A 17,716-nucleotide genomic window follows, 5' to 3' on the forward strand; every position below is an offset into this window, starting at 1 on the left:
CAATTATTTTCCATGATATTCCATGTTAGGAATCGGGTTATCGTTTTTTAGATATTTGTCAAACCAATTAAGGACTTGCTTATCGACTTCAATTTTGTGTTCAGAAATTCCATGATCACCGCCTTCAAACATAATAAGTTTGTATGGAATTCTAAATTTTTCAAATTCTAAAGCAAGTTTTAGGCTTTGCTCTGGTTTTACTCTCCAATCAGATGTTCCGTGGAGCATTAGTATTGGGACTTTTTTAGGGAATTTATCAGCCCATTTAATGGCAGATCTTTTTTCTAGTTCAATTGCTTTATTCTCTTTGTAATTTGTAATTAATTCGGCTAAGACACCTGTTTCCATTTCAGGTCTATCTTCAATTGAAGCATAATTATCTGCGATAGCTCCTCCAACGACTGCTGCTTTAATTTTATCTGATTGGGTTACTGCTAAATATGTCATCATACCGCCACGACTCCAGCCATACATACCTATTTTATTTGTATCGGCAACTTCTATTTCTTTTAAAACTTCTGGTAGAATAGTTATATCGTTAACATCATTACCTCCAAACTCTTCTTGACCTTCGCTACCTCCATTCCCTCTGTATTGACTTGCAATAACTACATAACCTTCTTTAGCGATTTGACCAAGTGTAATTGCTCCATGTGCTATTTTTAGGACTCCAAAGTCTCTATTTCCACCTCTATTATATATTATACAAGGATATTTTCCTTGTTTCTTAGGTTTAACTAAAAGCCCATTTATTTTTAGACCATCACTTAAATATGTGATAGTATAAATTTCAATACTATCTAAATATTTAAATTGGTTTTTAAATTCTGTTTGACCGTCTTTCACTTCAGTTAGACGGGAATAAATAGGCGTTTTAGATAGTTCTATTAAGTTTTCTTTTAGAAGAAGCTTTTTTTCTTGAGCTCTTACATTTGTAAATAGAACTAATAGAAATAAAACTTTCAAATAATTTAAATTCTTCATTAGATGTATGTTATTTTTTATTATTACTCGTTACTTCATTTATCCATTTATAAACTTCATTCAAAGCAATAGGTGCTATTGTTTGTTCTAACTCTTTGTATTCATCTATATTACCCGTTTTACACTCTTGAAAAAGATGGTTTAGGTTTTCTAATTCTATAATTTTATATTTTTTGTTTCCACCTTTAATTAAAGCTTTACGTATGGCATTTTGATTTATAGTTGCATCAACCTGTTTATCCATACTTCCATTTAAAGATAACATGGGGATCTTTAATTTCTCAAATTCATTGGCTGGATTATAGTTAAAAAAATATTTATTCCATGGTTTTAATACTGTTTCGGTTTCATTATCAATAAATTTTGAAATATTATCATCTGAAGCTCCTAATGATTTTAATATTGGGGTTAAGTAGCTCTTATTGTGCTTTATTAATGCTGTTCTTTTTTTTGCAATATCTAAGTTTGATGATGCAATTTCAATTGCTATTCTTACATTTTTTTCAAAATCATTTTCATTTGGTACAGGAAATGGTCTTAGAATTTTGGATTGCATAACTGCGACTTCACTTCCAGGAATTGCTGTAGCCGCTAACGTAACTATAAAGGATATATTTGAAGATTGATTTGCAACTAATGGAGCAATAATCCCTCCTTCACTATGTCCTATTAAGCCTATATGTTTTACGTTAATATCGTTTCTTGATTTTAAATAGCTAACAGCACTTACTACGTCTTTTGCAAAATCGGCTGTTGTAGCTTTACTAAAATCTCCACTAGATTTTCTAAAACCACGGTCATCATAACGCAATACGGCAATACCATTACGCGTAAGATAATCTGAAATCACTAAAAATGGACGATGTGACTCTGCGCTACCATCTCTGTCGTGTCTTCCACTTCCGCTTATTAAAATAACAACGGGATATTTTCCTTTTTGAATAGGTCTTGTAAAAGTTCCCGAAAGAGTAATGTCTGCATCAGTATTTTTAAATTTTACCTCTTCTTCGTAATAAGGATATGGTTTGGTAGGTTCTTGAGGTCTTTTGTTTTCTGCCATTTTAGGGTTACCCTTAACTAGATTTAAAACAAGTTCGACACTACCTTCTGTATATGTTCCTTCGATTTGGCTTGTGTTTTCATTCCAAACGCCTTCATATTTTATCCCAATGTTTGACCCGTCAATGGTCAATTTTCCGTTTTTAAAAATAGTAGTTTTTGGTTTGATATCCATTACATCAAAAGTTGGAATAGCCATTTTTGATGTAATACTATTTTGATGTTCTTCAAAAAGAAAAACGAAAAGAATTTCTTTATTATCTGGTTTTTTTGTGATACCATGCCATACCCCTTCAAGGCTTTGCGAAAAAGCATTTATAGTTGCGATTAGCATAATAATTATTATGGTTATTTTTGATTTCATTTGTCTATTTATTTTTTGATTAAATTTTACACTTTCAGCTATTAATTTTTAGTTTAACACTGCTTATAGTGGTCGTTATTTATTCGTTTGATTTGATTGATGAAGTGAATCTCGAATTGTATTTATCCTAAATTACATTGCAATAAATAATTCAGTTGGCTTATGCAGCCTATATTGTGAACTTTCCTTATTAAATTGTTTTCCCTGCTTTTAAAGCTTTAGTATCCATATTAATACCTATGATTATTCCAATCAACATCCCAATACTTAAACCTATTGCTATACCCATAGACCTTTCAAGACTTGATAAAAAAATAATTCCAAATAGTATTCCGAAAGAGGATCCTAAACCAACCCCAATTTTGGTATAGTGGTTTTTTGTAATTAAAGAAAATTTATCCTTTAGATAGTTCTCGAATTTTATTTGAGCTTTTTTAAAATATTTTTTTCTATTTAAAGGATTTGATTTTAGATTCAAATTTTCGAGTTCCTTCTCTATATCTTTAATTTCATCTTTTGTGAATTCTCTAGTTTTTAATTTTTTTAGAATATAAAGGAAATTTTCGTAAACTTTGATTTCAGTTGTGTTATTCGTTTTAATTTTTAAACTTTCAAAAAAGTCTTGTGCTTCTTGTATTTTCATGATTTCTAATGTTTTCTTATTTAGTGGCTAGAATTTAAAAACATTACACATAAATTTATTTATTTTTTAAAAATTTTTTAAAAAGCCAGTAATAAGTGGCTTTTTAGCAGTATTTAATTATTCAGTTTTTCTATTTCGCTCATTAATAGTTCTAGTTTTTTTAAAACTTTTCCATAAATTGCTGAAATACAACCTCTAAACAAATTGCAAATTTTGGTATTTTCAATATGGATATTGTTTGACATTTTTATGTTGCCAAAGAAGGTTGATAATACTCCATTTGTTATCAATTTTAATTAAGTGTAAGTATTCTACCCAATTATCAGAAAATAATTTAACAGTTGCTATTCTATCGTAGATATCTAAGATTCTGACATCATTTTTTGGTTTGATTGGAAACTTTGTATTTGATTTGTTCCAGCTATTGGCATTTTGAATCATCTCCTCTTTAGCTATTGATGTACTAATTTCTTTATTATACTTTCTACTATATCCTACAGTCACTTTATTTAAGCTATCATTCATTACTTCATTCATCAATTCTGGTTTTAACTCTTGTAAAGCAATTAAGTAACCTAATGATATTCTTTTTATCTCTAAACTATCTTTTTGAGAAGCAATTTTACTTAAAGAGATATGTTGGTTGTTTATAATTTCTCTATCTCTAATAAACTTCATATTGTGATCGAAGTGTGTTTCTTTAATATGGTTTCCCTCTGTATCATATTCTTTTGTCCCTACTGAGAATCCAGATTGACTCATAACCAAATTATTATTATCATCATGATAGCTGTATTTTATATGATTTGCCTTTTTGTCATATGTATCCTGATAAGAAGCAATACCCACTGAATTATTTGTAATTTTTAAATCTTGATTAAGATTATATGTTGCTTTTGGGTTTCCATCATGATTAAGAACTATACCTGTAATACCAAATTCAAAATAGTTTGAAATGTTTTTTGGAATTTTGTTTAGATTATATCTCTTCTCAATTATCATTTTTTTGTTTTTATACCAATAATATTCAGAAATACCCCAATTAGACTCCATTGGTTTATCATTCAAATCGAAAAACTCCAACTTAGAATAACTTCCTTTCTTATCTTTATAAAAAACTTCTTTGTAAACCTTACGATCATTTGAAATTCTTTTACCATTTATATCAAAAAACGTTCTGATTTCTTTATCTTCTTCATGAGAAATTCTAATTTTATATGCACCAATCGAGGCTAATGGATGTATTTTTTCAGTAAAATAGTGGTTGTTAATGATTTCTACTAACTCCTTATTTTTATTGTATTTAAAAATATAATGTGAAGTGGATAAAGCATCATTCTCATTCATTGGATAAATACCTGCTAATTGTATATATGGAGAAACATGATTATATCTTAAATGTCCATAATATTTATTGTTTATTTTTTCTTGTGCATTTGTTGTTGACATGCAAAGAAAAAAGATAACTAGTGCACTACTTTTTAACCTCATGATTTTAATATTTAGAAATACAACATTCAAATTCTATTACTTATTCAGTCTTTCTATTTCGTTCATTAATAGTTCTAGTTTTTTGAAAACTTTTCCATAAATTACATTTAAATCCCATTGGAATATTCGACCTCCAAAATAACCTAATAACACCGCAATAAATAAGACTAAAACAATTGCTATTACCGGAATTCCATAAAATAAATCTGCATCAGGAAAATGAATAAGTACCTTATTAACAAAGTGTTCTCCTATAGTTTTATTTCTTACCTCTTTAAACCAAAAGCTAATAACAAAAGCTAAAAAAATTAAAGGATAAAAAAAGGTTGATACTTTCTTATTAATATCTTTATGTTTGTTAATCCATAGGTTAAAACTTTTAAGGTATTCATAGCTACTCTCTTTTTTATCAAGTTTTTCTAAACCATTTAAAAGGTTTTTATTTATAATGAATAACACCATAAGCATTATAAAGAATATTATACCTGCTAACACTATTTCTAAAAAATAAGATAAGATTAAAAATACAAATGCAAAAACAACAATTGCCACTAAATTGATACGAAACATTCTTTTAAATTTATCTATAATATGTATGGATTTTTGGTTGTAAAGATTGTTTATTCTTGGAGCTATTAAGGCCCCATCTTTTTGAAAGCCTTCTTTCCATATATTTTCAATTGATTTTTCCATCTAGTATTTCTTTTAATCTATTTTTAATTCTTTTAACTCTAACACCAATATTATTTTGATTTGTTCCTATAATATCTGCGATTTCTTTATATGGTTTTTCTTCTAAATACAACATAATAATAGCCCGATCTATTTCAGATAGTTTTCTGATGGCTTTGTATAATAGATTTAAAGATTCATCTGAAAAAGCTGAATTTGCTTCAAACTCTTCATCTGGAATTGCATCAGAAACAAAATGTTGTACGTTATTTTTCTTTTTCTTAAGCAAAGTCAAGCAGACATTTAAAGAAATACGATAAACCCACGTACTCCATTCTGATTCCTCACGAAAATTTTCTCTACTTCTCCAGATCTGTAAACAGACCTCTTGATAATAATCTTCAAAATCCTCTTGTGAATTCGTATATGCCCGACATAACTTAATAATTATTCCGGAAAATGGTACTATATATATGTTATAAAAGTCAGTACTCACAATCGTTTTTATTTGTTTAGTAGCTTAAATTAATAATTATTACATAAAAAATTATATTTTTTATGTAATAATTATTTGAAAAGTTGTTACTGGTCCAAGAAGATTTTCTTTTCTTCTAATTATCACTTTGTTTTTTTTACGGCTTTTTTTATTAATTTATCAATGAATGAGTGTTTAAAATTTAGCTGTAGGCCCACAAGAAGATTAAATATCTTTTTGTTTTATTATATTATTTACTTTATGGACATACAATAGACAAGATTTTTTGCCTACAGAAAATTTAATTGAAACTCCAAGTTTTTACTGTTTTATCCTTACTTGGTGTAGCTATTAATTTATTGTCAGAGCTTATGTCCATTCCTAAACCTATATCATCTGTATGCTCGGTTATTGTTTGTAGAATTGTTTCCTTACTTATGTCCCAAAGTGTTGCTACAATTGGTTTTGTGAATCCAGTGAAACCAAAATGATATTCTAATAATTCTCCAAGCGGTTTTTTATCTGTTCCGCCAGCTAAAACCATATCATTACCAATAAAAACAACTGAATGAATCGCTTCGTTTTCTCCCTTTAAAGTGTGTACTAATTTCCATGTTTTAGTATCCCATATTTTAATGGATTTATCATCACCAGCACTTGCTAGTAATTTTCCGTTTGGACTAAAGGCCATTGCTAAAGGCACCATTGAATGTCCTACAATAGTTTTTATTAATTTGCCCAATTGCACGTCATAAATTCTAATTGCATTATCACTACCAGAAGCTGCTAAATAGTTCCCAGTTGGATTGAAAACTACTTCCCAAATATTGTGGGTTGCCTCTTTAAATTCATTCCTGATTCTTCCAGTATTTACGTCCCATATAGTTACTTTGTCGTCGTCACTGCCTGCAGCAATTAATTCTCCATTTGGACTAAAATTTACAGACCAAATAACACCCTCGTTGCCTTCTAATACTTTAACAAGTTTACCAGATTTCACGTTCCAAAGTCTTACTTTTCCATCATATGCACCAGTGGCTACAAGATTTCCATTTGAGTTAAAATCTACAGATGGAGATCCTGTTTCATGAGGTAAATTATGTACTACTTCTCCTGTAATTCTATTCCAAATTTTAGTATTTTTGTCAATACCCCCACTTACCATTAATGTATCATTTGGTGCAAACTTTACTTCCCAAACATCACCTGAGTGATGATAAAATGTTTCCTTTAATTTAATAAAGTTTCCTTCAACTAACTTTGGTTGGTTAAATAATTGTGAATACACAAAATATAGAATTACAAATAAGGATAATAATAGTACAATATTTCTTTTTTTCATGTTAATTTAAACTTTTAATTTTTTGAATCATTTCTTTTGCGGACTCTGATTTTGGATTTAATTTTAGAGCTCTCTCATAAGATATGAATGCGTTTTCTTTGTCTTGATTCTTAAAATAAGCTTCTCCTAAGCTATCCCAAGAATTAGATTCCTCTGGAAACAATTTGACATTTTCTTTAAATACAATAATTGCTTCATCAATTGATTTTTCTTGTAGTAATTTATATCCAATACTGTTTAAAATATTATTTTTATTTATTGAAACAGTTTTATTTATTGCTTCTATATAAGCTATTACAAAAGCCTCTTTTTCATTGGTTTTAATGTTAGGTTGTACACCTTTACCTTCCCAATTTGAATTCGTAATTGGGTGTATTGTTTTAATGTATGGTACAGCTATTGAAAAGTCACTATTTAAGTTAATTGTCCTAGTTCTATTTGCTCCTCCTTTTGTAACTTCACCCACCACAATTGCTTTGTCAAAATGTTTTAATGCATATGTAAAAGCCTCTGCAGCAGAAAATGTTTTCTTGCTTGTTAAAATATATAATGGTTTATTTGTCATTCTTTTACCATCAATAGTTTCTAGTGAAAATAATTGCGTTTTTTCATTCGTTTTACGTTCATGAAAATTACTCAATACTACTGGTTTTACATCCATAAAATAGCTAGATAATAGTTGCATCATACTTGGAACTCCTCCGCTATTTTCTCTTAAATCTATAATAACAGCATTAGTATTGTATAAAAAGTCCATTGCAGATGTTACTGCGTCTTTTGCATAAGTTGTATCTGCAAACATGCGTAAATTTAAATATCCGATATTTCCATTTAAGACTTTAACTTCGGAAAATCCATAGTTGATTTCTGCCATTTTCATTGCCATCATTTTTTCCTTTTTGATTTTCATTTCTTCTGAAATGTCAAGATTACTTTTAGCTATTTTTTTGGGATCATACTTTAACTTTAAATGTAAATCTTTACTTATTTTTTGTAAATCTTGATTTATTATTTTAGTAAAGGAGTCAGGATTTGTAATTGATTTGTATTTATTAGATTTTAAATTAGAATTTATAACTAAAGTCATTTCTTTTGCAACATCTAAATCTATATAAGTCTCTAATAAGTTTTTAGAAATTAATTTAATAATTTCTTTTTTTTCGTGTTTAGTCATTTCTTTGTGCTGAGCTCTTAAGTTTGTCAGAGACATAAAGACTAATAGGAATAACATAATTTGTTTTCTCATTTTATTTTGTTTTACTAATTAGACGCAAACCTATTTTTAAATTCAAATTGTAACAATTAAATTTCATCTTTGTGACCTTTTTACACCTATACAGGTTTCTTTTACACCTAAAATCCACTTGAGAATAATATTCCTATGTTTGTACTGATAATTGATATGTTTATGTAATTTATTTTTGGAAGGTAGAAATAGTACTAATTTTGTATTATGATTAAATTCTTAAAAAAATATAAAGCTTTTCTATTTGGACTCATTTTCTTTAGGGTTGTTGTCCTTGTATTGACTCACTTTGACTTAATATTTATTGATAATTCAGAATATTTATCTAATACCTTAAGTTTTATCTTTTATTGGTTTTTATTCTCTTTGCCAATATATTACTTGCCTTTTTTGAAAGAACATAAAACCAATAGTCTTAAGTTTTTTGGTCTTTTAGTTCTTTTAGTTCTTTTAGTTCTTGTTTTAATCAATGATGCCAATTCAAAGATGATTGATAATCCAATTACTTTTATTGGAATTATTTGTATTGGTTTGCTTTTTACCTCAATTGTAGCATCAAAATTTTTCAAAAAATATGCTCTATTTATATTAGTCTTTTATGTATTTAGTTTGAGTTATTTTATCTATATTAGAGTATATATTGATGATATAAATAAATATCTACAGCAGGAAAAGGAAATCAAAATTATTTTAACCATTCCTTTTTTTATATTGATTTTAGGATGGTTTTTTCAGCAATGGAAATGGATGAAAACATTAGAATCAAAAAAAACAAAAGCAGAATTGGCACTCCTAAAAAGCCAAATAAATCCACATTTTTTTTTTAATACTTTAAATAATCTATATGGATTAACAGTAGAAAAATCTGATGAAGCTCCAAGTGTTGTTTTAAAATTATCAGATATGATGCGTTATACTATTTATATGGGAAAAGAAGATTTAGTACCTTTGAAAGATGAGGTTGAATATTTAAATAATTATATTGAATTACATAAAATTAGATACCATAAGAGTGTAGATATACAATTTACCTATTCCAATATATTCAATTATGAAATTGCACCTTTATTGTATATAATCGCAGTTGAAAATGCATTTAAACATGGTGTTGAAAAATCAACTGAAAGAGCGTTTATTCATATTACTATTTCTACAGAAAATGGAATCATTCATTTTGAAATAAAAAACAATTTTGAAGAATTATATACTAAATTTAATCCAGGAATTGGGTTGAGTAATTTAAAACAACGGTTACAATTATTATATCCGAAAAAGCATCAGCTAACCATTGATAGTAGTGGTTTAGTATATAAATTAACTCTTAAAATAGACACTCTATGATATCTTACTTAATTGTTGATGATGAGCCAATTGCTCATCGTATTATTGAAAAATATTGTAGTATGTTGCCTCATTTAGAAAAAAAAGGTAATTGCTACAATGCTTTTGAAGCTATGCAATTTTTAAATGAAAATGAAGTCAACTTATTGTTTTTAGATATAAATATGCCTAAACTATCTGGTTTTGAGTTTATTAAGACGATATCAAACCCACCCAAAATAATTGTAACTACTGCATATAAAGAGTTTGCATTGGAAGGTTATGAGCTTAATATTTCTGATTACTTATTAAAACCTTTTAGTTTTGAACGCTTTGTAAAGGCAATAAATAAGACAATAAATACTGTTAAAGAAAAAGACACTTTACTTGGTTTCACAAAGCCTATTATAGAATCGTTAGGAACGAGTTTTTTTCTTAAAGGAGATAAAAAGCATACTCAAGTTCACTTAAAAGATCTCTTATTTATAGAAGCTTATGGCCATTATACAAAAGTTTATTTAAAAAATGAGATGATTGTAAGTCATGAAAAAATTTCATCATTTGAAAAACTTCTTCCAGACTCTCAATTTATTAGAACACATAAATCGTTTATCGTTTCCAAAAGTGAAATCAATCATATTGAAGGGAATCGAATTATTATTCAAAATCACAAAATACCGATTGGACAAACCTATAAAGTAAATGTTAATAAACTTTTTTAAATTTCTATTTTTAGCTGTTACTTTTTAGCGTTAAAACGAATTAATTAGAATACATTTATTTGATTGGATGCATCATCTAATAGTAGTTTTGCTTTTAAATTTACATCATAAGGAAAAGCAAATTCTTTTATTGGATAGTGCTCTAGACATTTGGTTTCATCTTCTTTTTTAAGGATTACAGGCATTCTTTTTTTTGTATTATGAATTTCATTAGAGGGTTAGCTTCTGTTGTAACTATAGCATAAGTGTTTTTTACTTCTCCTGTAATGGTGTCAATCTATTTAGAATATATGCCAGCAAAAGCAAATAGATTATTATTAATCATCCATTTTTCCGTTTCGTAAGCTTTGTTTCTTAGAATATCTAGATGACTATTTATTAATCAGGATTCTTCAGAATTTCCTTTTAATTTGCCTGCTGAAGTATTCCATTTTGATTTTTCTACAAATCTTGAAATACTTAATTCTATCCTTGTTCCATTTATGGTTATTCTTTGGTAAATGGGTAATAAACCATTTTTGGCTGCTTTAGAACTTTTCACGTAGAAAAGAATTGACATTTTGTGTTTCATTTTGTGGTGACTTATTATCGTTATCAAATTAGTTTTTTATTCTTCTATTATCAAGATGTTTATCTTTTGAACAGCTTGCTATCATTGGGCTATCTTAAAATTCGGTTACCCTAAATTTGATTTTTTTAGGGTAACCGATTATAGCACCAACCTTTTGAGATTTTATGAATAATTTGAATACTATGAAAAACAAAAAAGCCTTTAAATCGTATGATTTAAAGGCTTTTAGCTTAAAATGAATTTTAAAATGTGGAGTCGGAGAGAATCGAACTCTCGTCCAAACAAGCAATCGAAGAGCTTTCTACGCGTTTAGTTTCCGTTTAGATTTTCGACAAAAAGCAAGACCAGAAACAGCCACTCTTTGCTTAGTTTTACATTTTCAAAACGGATTTAAAACATTACCGTTTCTAGGTTTACTTTTACGGTTCACCTATTTCAAACTCCATAAACCAAGGATTTCGAGGTGAATCTAGCTTTCCAACCTGGTTGGAACTAGGCAAATCTTACTATAATTCAGATTAAGCAGCTAAAGCGTAATTATTTTCGCCGTTTAAAGGTTTAGGACCATTTATTAACGAGAATTGTCCCAGTTCTCGACGTGCTTACTTCTCAATTCCACTCGCTGTCAAAACCAGTCGACCCCATTTTGAGTGTTCAGTAATCAGGTTTTAGTTGTCAGTATATAAAATTTGTAATAAATTCTAAACATTAACTTCTAAAACTGTGCCAAAAGTACATTCTTTTTTTCGATAAAAAAAATCTTGTTTTTAGAAATCTATAAAGTTATATTTGTAACAATATCAAGCTAAACCAAATACAAAAATAACAAAATGAAATTCGGAATTATAAAAGAACGCAAGAATCCACCCGATAGACGTGTTGTGTTTTCTCCTGAAGAATTGTTAAATTTTAAGACCAAATATACTGATGCTGAAATAGTTGTTGAATCTTCGGATATTAGAGTTTTTAATGATAATGCGTATAAAGAAAAAGGGTTCGAGGTTGTTCAAAATATGGAGGACTGTGATGTATTGTTTGGGGTAAAGGAAGTCCCAATGGATGCCTTAATTCCTAATAAAAAATATTTTTTCTTTTCTCATACTGTAAAAAAACAACCTTATAATAGAAATTTACTAAAAACAATACTTGAAAAGAACATTGAATTGTTTGATCATGAAACAATTGTTGATGCGAATAATTCTCGATTAATTGGTTTTGGACGTTATGCAGGAATCGTTGGTGCTTATAACGGAATTCGTGCATTTGGAATGAAATATGAACTTTTTAATTTAGCTAAAGCTGAAACTTTGGCTGATCAAAAAATGTTGATTGAACGATTGAAAAGGAATCAATTGCCAAATGTCAAAATAGTTTTGACAGGTAATGGAAAAGTAGCTCATGGTGCTAAAGAAATGCTTGATGCTATGAAAATTAAGCAAGTATCTCCTGAGAATTACTTATCAAAGTCATATACAGATGCTGTTTATACTTTTATTGATGTTTTGGATTATAACAAAAGGAAAGACGGAGAAGTTTTAGGAAAAAGGGATTTTTATAATAACCCGAGTGACTATGAGTCTGATTTTGAAAAGTTTTCAAATGTTTCTGATATGTTTATAGCAGGTCACTTTTATGGTAATGGAGCACCCGTTATTTTATCGAAAGAAATGCTAAGCTCTCCAAAATGTAAATTGAAGGTAGTTGCTGATGTATCTTGTGATATTGATGGACCCATTGCTTGTACACTTAAGGCAAGTACTATTGCAGAGCCTATTTTTGCTTATTTACCTAGTGAACATAAAGAAGTAGCATTAACGCACCCTGCAGCTATTTGGGTAATGTCTGTAGATAATTTACCTTGTGAATTGCCAAAAGATGCAAGTGAAGGTTTTGGAGATATGTTTTTGAAACATGTGATTCCTGCTTTTTTTAATGATGATGCAGATGGTATTTTGGAAAGAGCTAGAATAACTGAAAATGGTAAATTGACTCCTCGTTTTGCATACTTACAAGATTATGTGGATGGAAAAGAATAAAATATTTTTTTTAAAGAAAAATATAAAAAATGTAAAAGAGGCTGTCTATTTTAGACAGCCTCTTTTATTTATTGTGATACATTAATTACTGTTGGTTTTCTTTGTAAAGTTAACCTTAATTATTTTATTTCTTTTACTATAATTTTACCAATTAAATTCACATCAGTTCCTTGTGTTTTTTCAAGTTCCAAATTGATGTCCGTTGTAGGCTTAATCAAGCAGCTTGTTGTTGAAATGTTGTATGAAATATCCGACCCACCTTGTCCAAAATAAAGTTCAGTTGCAAGATATTGATTGTTTGTTGCATCTTTCAATCTGAAAGTATGTCCACCTGTTGCATTGTAGATGTAAAAAGCTACACTAACTTCATACATTTTATTTGCATGTAATGTGATGGATGATCCATTCATTACAACACCATTTACATAAGTTCCTGCTGGAGCGACTGCTGTTAATGTTTGTGCTCCCAAAACACTTGCGTTTCCGATGTTTGCGTATGCATATTCTGGCATTGCTCCTGAACCTGTAGCACTGATTACACTACCTGTTATGTCAATACCTGTACCTGCAGTATAAGTTCCAGCTGGTCCTTGTGGCCCTTGTGGTCCAGTTGCACCATCTAAACCGTCAGCACCATCTAATCCAGCTGGTCCTTGTGGTCCCATTGGTCCAGTTGCACCATCTAAACCGTCAGCACCATCTAATCCAGCTGGTCCTTGTGGCCCAGTTGCACCATCTAAACCGTCAGCGCCATCTAATCCAGCTGGTCCTTGTGGTCCCATTGGTCCAGTTGCACCATCTAAACCGTCAGCGCCATCTAATCCAGCTGGTCCTTGTGGCCCTTGTGGTCCAGTTGCACCATCTAAACCATCAGCACCATCTAATCCAGCAGGCCCTTGTGGTCCCATTGGTCCAGTTGCACCATCTAAACCGTCAGCGCCATCTAATCCAGCTGGTCCTTGTGGCCCTTGTGGCCCAGTTGCACCATCTAAACCATCAGCACCATCTAATCCAGCAGGCCCTTGTGGTCCCATTGGTCCAGTTGCACCATCTAAACCGTCAGCGCCATCTAATCCAGCTGGTCCTTGTGGACCTGGTGTTGAATTTGCTGCATAGAGTGCAAAAGGAACACTCATCATCTGGCTTGTACCAGATATCGAGTAACTCGTTCCTCCTGTAGGATCTGTTTCTGTTTTAATAAAGTAAGGCCCTGCTGACCAGTCTATTGTTGCTAATGAACCTGATACCACTGTTCCTGAGCCAACAGTCAACGTTACTAATCCATTTGCATTAGATGTTGGTGTCTGTGTTTCTTCATAAACAGCTGTTCCACTAGCGCTTGTTTGTAATATGCTAATTTTCATTCCAATTGGCGAACTAGTAACTATAGCATCTCCAGCATCTCTGATTACTGCTTGATAAGTAAATCCATCTGGCGATTGTGAATAGGTAACCATACCTATTAATAAAAATGCAAAAAGTAGAATTCTATTTTTCATATAATAATGTTTTAGTTATTTTTTAATAAGTTTAAATGATTTTAGTAATTTATTTGATGTAATAACATTTAGAACATAAGTTGCTTTTGGCAATATATCAAGATCAATATTTGTTTGATTTGATACAATTGTTCCTGTTTTAAGTAGTTTTCCATTCACGTTAAATAGCTCATATTTCATTACATCTTGAAACTGAGTAAAATTCAAATCCAGCGTTACTTGAGAAACTGCAGGATTAGGGTACATAGCTAAGTTAATAGCAACTGAATTACTCGGTGTTGATAACGAGTAAATCTCTATTGATTGTTGCACTCCTTGAGATAGCTCTCCATTTGTCCCATTAACAGTCTCATAAAAGACTAGCCCGTAAGAATAGCTAACAGAGCCACCGGAGCCTGTTGCATCTCCTCCAGAAAGAACAAATCCTTCTTGGCCGAAAACTGAGGACAACGAGATTAAAAATAATAATGTCAAAGTTTTTTTCATATACTATTAAGTTTTAAGGTTTTACCAAAATTAATAAATTTTTAACAAATAAAAACATATTTTTTTGTTAATTTTAATCAAAATGTTACATTTTTATTGTAGTTTTTGTTAAAATATTAAATCATTATGAATGTTAAAATTTTGTAAACGCTCAATTATAAAAGAAACAAACTATTAAATCAAAAGATTCACAAACTGAAAAAGAACAATTTTAAAATGTGCGAAAAAAAATAATTTTATTATTGTTTTGTTATAGTTTTTCATTTTCACAAACATAACTAACTGTACAATCTTTTCAACAGGGTTTTTAAATCCAGTAGAAATTACTCATGCTGTTGATTCTAATCTTTTTATCGATAAACAATGGGGTTTAAATAAAATTCGTGTTTAATTAGAGGTTGTTTAATAAAAGAAGTGTTTTTGAATTTAAATTGAGCTTCTATTATTTTAACAAAGATGATTGATGATTTTCAATGTGTGAGAAATAGAACAATTTTAAAAAAATGAGTTATATTGGTCACAATTAATAACATATTAAATAAATAAATGAAAGAAAGTTTAAAGTATTTTGCAAAATTATCATCTACAGCAGCTTTTAGTTGGTTGAAGATAAATGTTCTAGGGACAATTTCTACAATTATTGTTTTCATTGTAGCTTTAATTTTTATAGGTAAAGATATAGATGCAGGTCATTCTGGGCATGTAAGCGCTATTCCTTTTATAGGGTTAATGTTTGTAACGAAACCTTTATCGAGTATTTTGTTTGTACTAATTGTAGTATCTCCTGGTTTCATTTTTGCACTTGGTAACAAGTATATCATTGGAAAGTTGATTAATAAAATTTTGAAGGATAAATCGGAAGGTTATATTGAACCTTTTATAGACAAGATACTTTCAAAATTTCAAGAGAAACAACCCTACTTAATTCGAAAAGGAGCTGATGCCTCTATGGTTAAATTGAAATTAATGAATCAGGTTAAAACGGAATCGGATAATAAATGGATGAAACGTATTGTTACTTTCGGATTACAAAAAATTAGTCTTAATGATGTTGACTTTTCTAGTGATACTATTTCTTTTTCTGAAATTATAAAAAACAAATTAGTTACTGCTTTATATGATATTTCGGAGCCTAGTAGAAATTCTATTTTAATTGTTCTTGGTTTGCAATGGTTTTTTTTATTAGTAATTATTTTTTCTCCAATTTAAGATTTTGTACTGCATTAAATTGTAAAACCAGATACAAATGAAGTAATTTGTATCTGGTTTTGTGTTTTATAGCCCTGATGGAAGTGGCATCCTTTTAAACCTATCAGGTTTTAAAACCTGATAGGTTTAAAAGATAGAGCGAACAGCAGGAGGAATGTGTTACCGAAAATAGTTGTGGTGCTTTTAATTATTTCCCCAATCTATTTTTCGTGAGAAATACATTACTGCTCCTAAAATTAGGAATAGTCCAATACTTCCTACCAATAAGGCATAATTTTCTAATTGAATGATTACAAAGATAAAACTATACAAAACGGTTAATGAAGCCCCAATTAATAGTGGGAATTTTTTCTCTTTTAATACCGAAATTGAATAGAGTAGTAACATGATGATTACAGCACTTGCTGCCACAGCATAGGCAATAGTGAAACTAGAATGTTCTGTAATGGAAATTAATAGGGTATAGAACATAATTAAGGCAAGGCCAATCATTGTATATTGGAAAATATGGATGCTTTTCTTACTGATGGTTTGTATTAGAAAGAAAATTAGAAATGTTAGACCAATTACTAGGAATCCGTATTTTGAAGCGCGTTCGTTTTGTTGGTATTCGTCTACTGTTTCAATTAGTTTTACACCATAGGAATAGTTGGTTAATTTTGGTATTTTATTAGTGTATTGTTGTGAGAAAGGTCGGTTTATGTGAAGAATTTTCCAATCGGCATGAAAACCTTGATTGGTTATTTTCTTAGTACTATTGTTGGCAGCAAAACTACCAATGAAGTTGGGTGAATTCCAATTGGCGTTTATATTTGTGGTGGTTGTTTTTCCAATGGGAATGAATTGAACACTATTACTTCCGTTATAATTCATATTGAAATTGAAGTCCATTTTTTGACCTGGATTATAGGTGAAAGCATCTGTTTCTAATGTGCCAAAATAATCATCTTCGTTTGTTTTTGATTCTAAACTGTAATAAGTTTCATTCACACCAATTTTCAAATCGCTTTTGATACTTTTTAGATTGGTGGTTTTAATTATAATGGAGGCTTTGTCCCAAAGTACATCTTCTGTATTGATGTTTAATTTATTAAAGTTGATGTTTTGAAAACTTCCATTAAATTTCATATTGGCTTTAAAAACAATAGGATTATATAGTCCACGATTAATATCGTCTACTTTTTCAATGGTAGTAGTATTGTGCAAATCATCTGGAAAAAAAAAGGCTTGTTGAATAATGGCTTTCTTTTGCGTTGTTTTTTCTTTTGTGATAGCATCGACAATGACAGTTTCTGTATAAGTTTTGTAGGGAATTTGAAGTATTGGTCCATAAAAATGTATTTGACTTCCCCAAGTTTGGTTGACGTTGAGTGTGGTTTCATTCTTGCGTTCCGAACGTTCTCGAATTAGATTTTGAACTAGGTTTAAAGGGATTAATAAGAATAGCGTTAACACACCAACCATAATCATTTTGGCTGTATTGCTTTGTAGAAAAGCTGATTTTGGGTTTGGTGTTGGGTTTTGATTTTGAATAGGATTTTCCATGTGTTATGATTTTAATGAATTGATTTTATATTTGTTGAAAGACTATTTTGAG

17 protein-coding genes and 1 other RNA gene are annotated in these 17,716 nt (G+C 29.7%); 4 read left to right on the top strand and 14 right to left on the bottom strand.

What is annotated here, in order from left to right:
- Positions 1-3: 3 nt before the first annotated feature.
- From L2Z92_RS15790 to L2Z92_RS15825, 8 genes are all read right to left on the bottom strand, one after another.
- Positions 4-984 (bottom strand): alpha/beta hydrolase family protein, encoded by a 981-nt coding sequence (locus L2Z92_RS15790; RefSeq protein ID WP_236455399.1) that lies wholly within the window; start codon positions 982-984, stop codon positions 4-6.
- A 10-nt stretch (positions 985-994) separates the two neighbouring features.
- Positions 995-2,407 (bottom strand): alpha/beta hydrolase family protein, encoded by a 1,413-nt coding sequence (locus tag L2Z92_RS15795; RefSeq protein ID WP_236455401.1) that lies wholly within the window; start codon positions 2,405-2,407, stop codon positions 995-997.
- Positions 2,408-2,597: 190 nt separating this feature from the next.
- On the bottom strand, positions 2,598-3,050 hold the full coding sequence (locus tag L2Z92_RS15800) for a hypothetical protein (protein ID WP_236455403.1): 453 nt from the start codon (positions 3,048-3,050) through the stop codon (positions 2,598-2,600).
- A 222-nt stretch (positions 3,051-3,272) separates the two neighbouring features.
- On the bottom strand, positions 3,273-4,541 hold the full coding sequence (locus tag L2Z92_RS15805; protein WP_236455406.1) for a nuclear transport factor 2 family protein: 1,269 nt from the start codon (positions 4,539-4,541) through the stop codon (positions 3,273-3,275).
- Between the two features lie 36 nt (positions 4,542-4,577).
- Entirely contained in the window at positions 4,578-5,234 is a 657-nt protein-coding gene (locus L2Z92_RS15810; RefSeq protein ID WP_236455408.1) for a hypothetical protein, read from the bottom strand.
- Complete coding sequence (locus L2Z92_RS15815; protein ID WP_236455412.1) at positions 5,218-5,709, bottom strand: RNA polymerase sigma factor; 492 nt, start codon at positions 5,707-5,709, stop codon at positions 5,218-5,220. Before L2Z92_RS15815 ends, L2Z92_RS15810 begins: the two co-directional genes overlap by 17 nt.
- A gap of 280 nt (positions 5,710-5,989) precedes the next feature.
- Positions 5,990-7,030: a WD40 repeat domain-containing protein gene (locus tag L2Z92_RS15820; protein WP_236455421.1), complete on the bottom strand. Its 1,041-nt coding sequence runs from the start codon at positions 7,028-7,030 to the stop codon at positions 5,990-5,992.
- A 1-nt stretch (position 7,031) separates the two neighbouring features.
- Positions 7,032-8,276, bottom strand: coding sequence for a S41 family peptidase (locus L2Z92_RS15825; RefSeq protein ID WP_236455423.1), 1,245 nt, complete (start codon positions 8,274-8,276; stop codon positions 7,032-7,034).
- A gap of 207 nt (positions 8,277-8,483) precedes the next feature.
- Between L2Z92_RS15825 and L2Z92_RS15830 the strand changes: the two genes are divergently transcribed.
- Together L2Z92_RS15830 and L2Z92_RS15835 are read left to right on the top strand one after the other, a co-directional pair.
- The gene (locus L2Z92_RS15830; protein ID WP_236455425.1) at positions 8,484-9,617 is read left to right on the top strand and encodes a sensor histidine kinase; all 1,134 of its coding nucleotides are present in this window, start codon (positions 8,484-8,486) and stop codon (positions 9,615-9,617) included.
- Positions 9,614-10,318, top strand: coding sequence for a LytR/AlgR family response regulator transcription factor (locus L2Z92_RS15835; RefSeq protein WP_236455427.1), 705 nt, complete (start codon positions 9,614-9,616; stop codon positions 10,316-10,318). The genes L2Z92_RS15830 and L2Z92_RS15835 overlap by 4 nt, the downstream gene beginning before the upstream one ends.
- 44 nt (positions 10,319-10,362) lie before the next feature.
- Here the strand turns inward: L2Z92_RS15835 and L2Z92_RS15840 are convergent, their stop codons facing one another.
- From L2Z92_RS15840 to ssrA, 3 genes are all read right to left on the bottom strand, one after another.
- On the bottom strand, positions 10,363-10,503 hold the full coding sequence (locus L2Z92_RS15840) for a hypothetical protein (RefSeq protein ID WP_236455429.1): 141 nt from the start codon (positions 10,501-10,503) through the stop codon (positions 10,363-10,365).
- A gap of 197 nt (positions 10,504-10,700) precedes the next feature.
- Positions 10,701-10,889 (bottom strand): Arm DNA-binding domain-containing protein, encoded by a 189-nt coding sequence (locus L2Z92_RS15845; protein ID WP_236455431.1) that lies wholly within the window; start codon positions 10,887-10,889, stop codon positions 10,701-10,703.
- Positions 10,890-11,136: 247 nt separating this feature from the next.
- Positions 11,137-11,532: a transfer-messenger RNA gene (gene ssrA / locus L2Z92_RS15850) on the bottom strand.
- Positions 11,533-11,719: 187 nt separating this feature from the next.
- On the opposite strand from ssrA, the gene L2Z92_RS15855 reads away from it, so the two are divergent.
- The gene (locus L2Z92_RS15855) at positions 11,720-12,925 is read left to right on the top strand and encodes an NAD(P)-dependent oxidoreductase (RefSeq protein ID WP_236455432.1); all 1,206 of its coding nucleotides are present in this window, start codon (positions 11,720-11,722) and stop codon (positions 12,923-12,925) included.
- 119 nt (positions 12,926-13,044) lie between these two features.
- Here L2Z92_RS15855 and L2Z92_RS15860 read toward each other — a convergent pair whose 3' ends face one another.
- The gene (locus L2Z92_RS15860; protein ID WP_236455435.1) at positions 13,045-14,424 is read right to left on the bottom strand and encodes a collagen-like domain-containing protein; all 1,380 of its coding nucleotides are present in this window, start codon (positions 14,422-14,424) and stop codon (positions 13,045-13,047) included.
- A 15-nt stretch (positions 14,425-14,439) separates the two neighbouring features.
- Entirely contained in the window at positions 14,440-14,910 is a 471-nt protein-coding gene (locus L2Z92_RS15865) for a T9SS type A sorting domain-containing protein (protein ID WP_236455437.1), read from the bottom strand.
- A gap of 546 nt (positions 14,911-15,456) precedes the next feature.
- Here L2Z92_RS15865 and L2Z92_RS15870 point away from each other — a divergent pair.
- Positions 15,457-16,119, top strand: a complete 663-nt coding sequence (locus tag L2Z92_RS15870) for a hypothetical protein (protein ID WP_236455439.1) — start codon at positions 15,457-15,459, stop codon at positions 16,117-16,119.
- Positions 16,120-16,302: 183 nt separating this feature from the next.
- Here the strand turns inward: L2Z92_RS15870 and creD are convergent, their stop codons facing one another.
- On the bottom strand, positions 16,303-17,664 hold the full coding sequence (gene creD, locus L2Z92_RS15875) for a cell envelope integrity protein CreD (RefSeq protein WP_236455440.1): 1,362 nt from the start codon (positions 17,662-17,664) through the stop codon (positions 16,303-16,305).
- Positions 17,665-17,716: the final 52 nt, after the last annotated feature.

This window comes from Flavobacterium jumunjinense (assembly GCF_021650975.2).
GTDB classification, from domain to species: Bacteria; Bacteroidota; Bacteroidia; order Flavobacteriales; family Flavobacteriaceae; genus Flavobacterium; species Flavobacterium jumunjinense.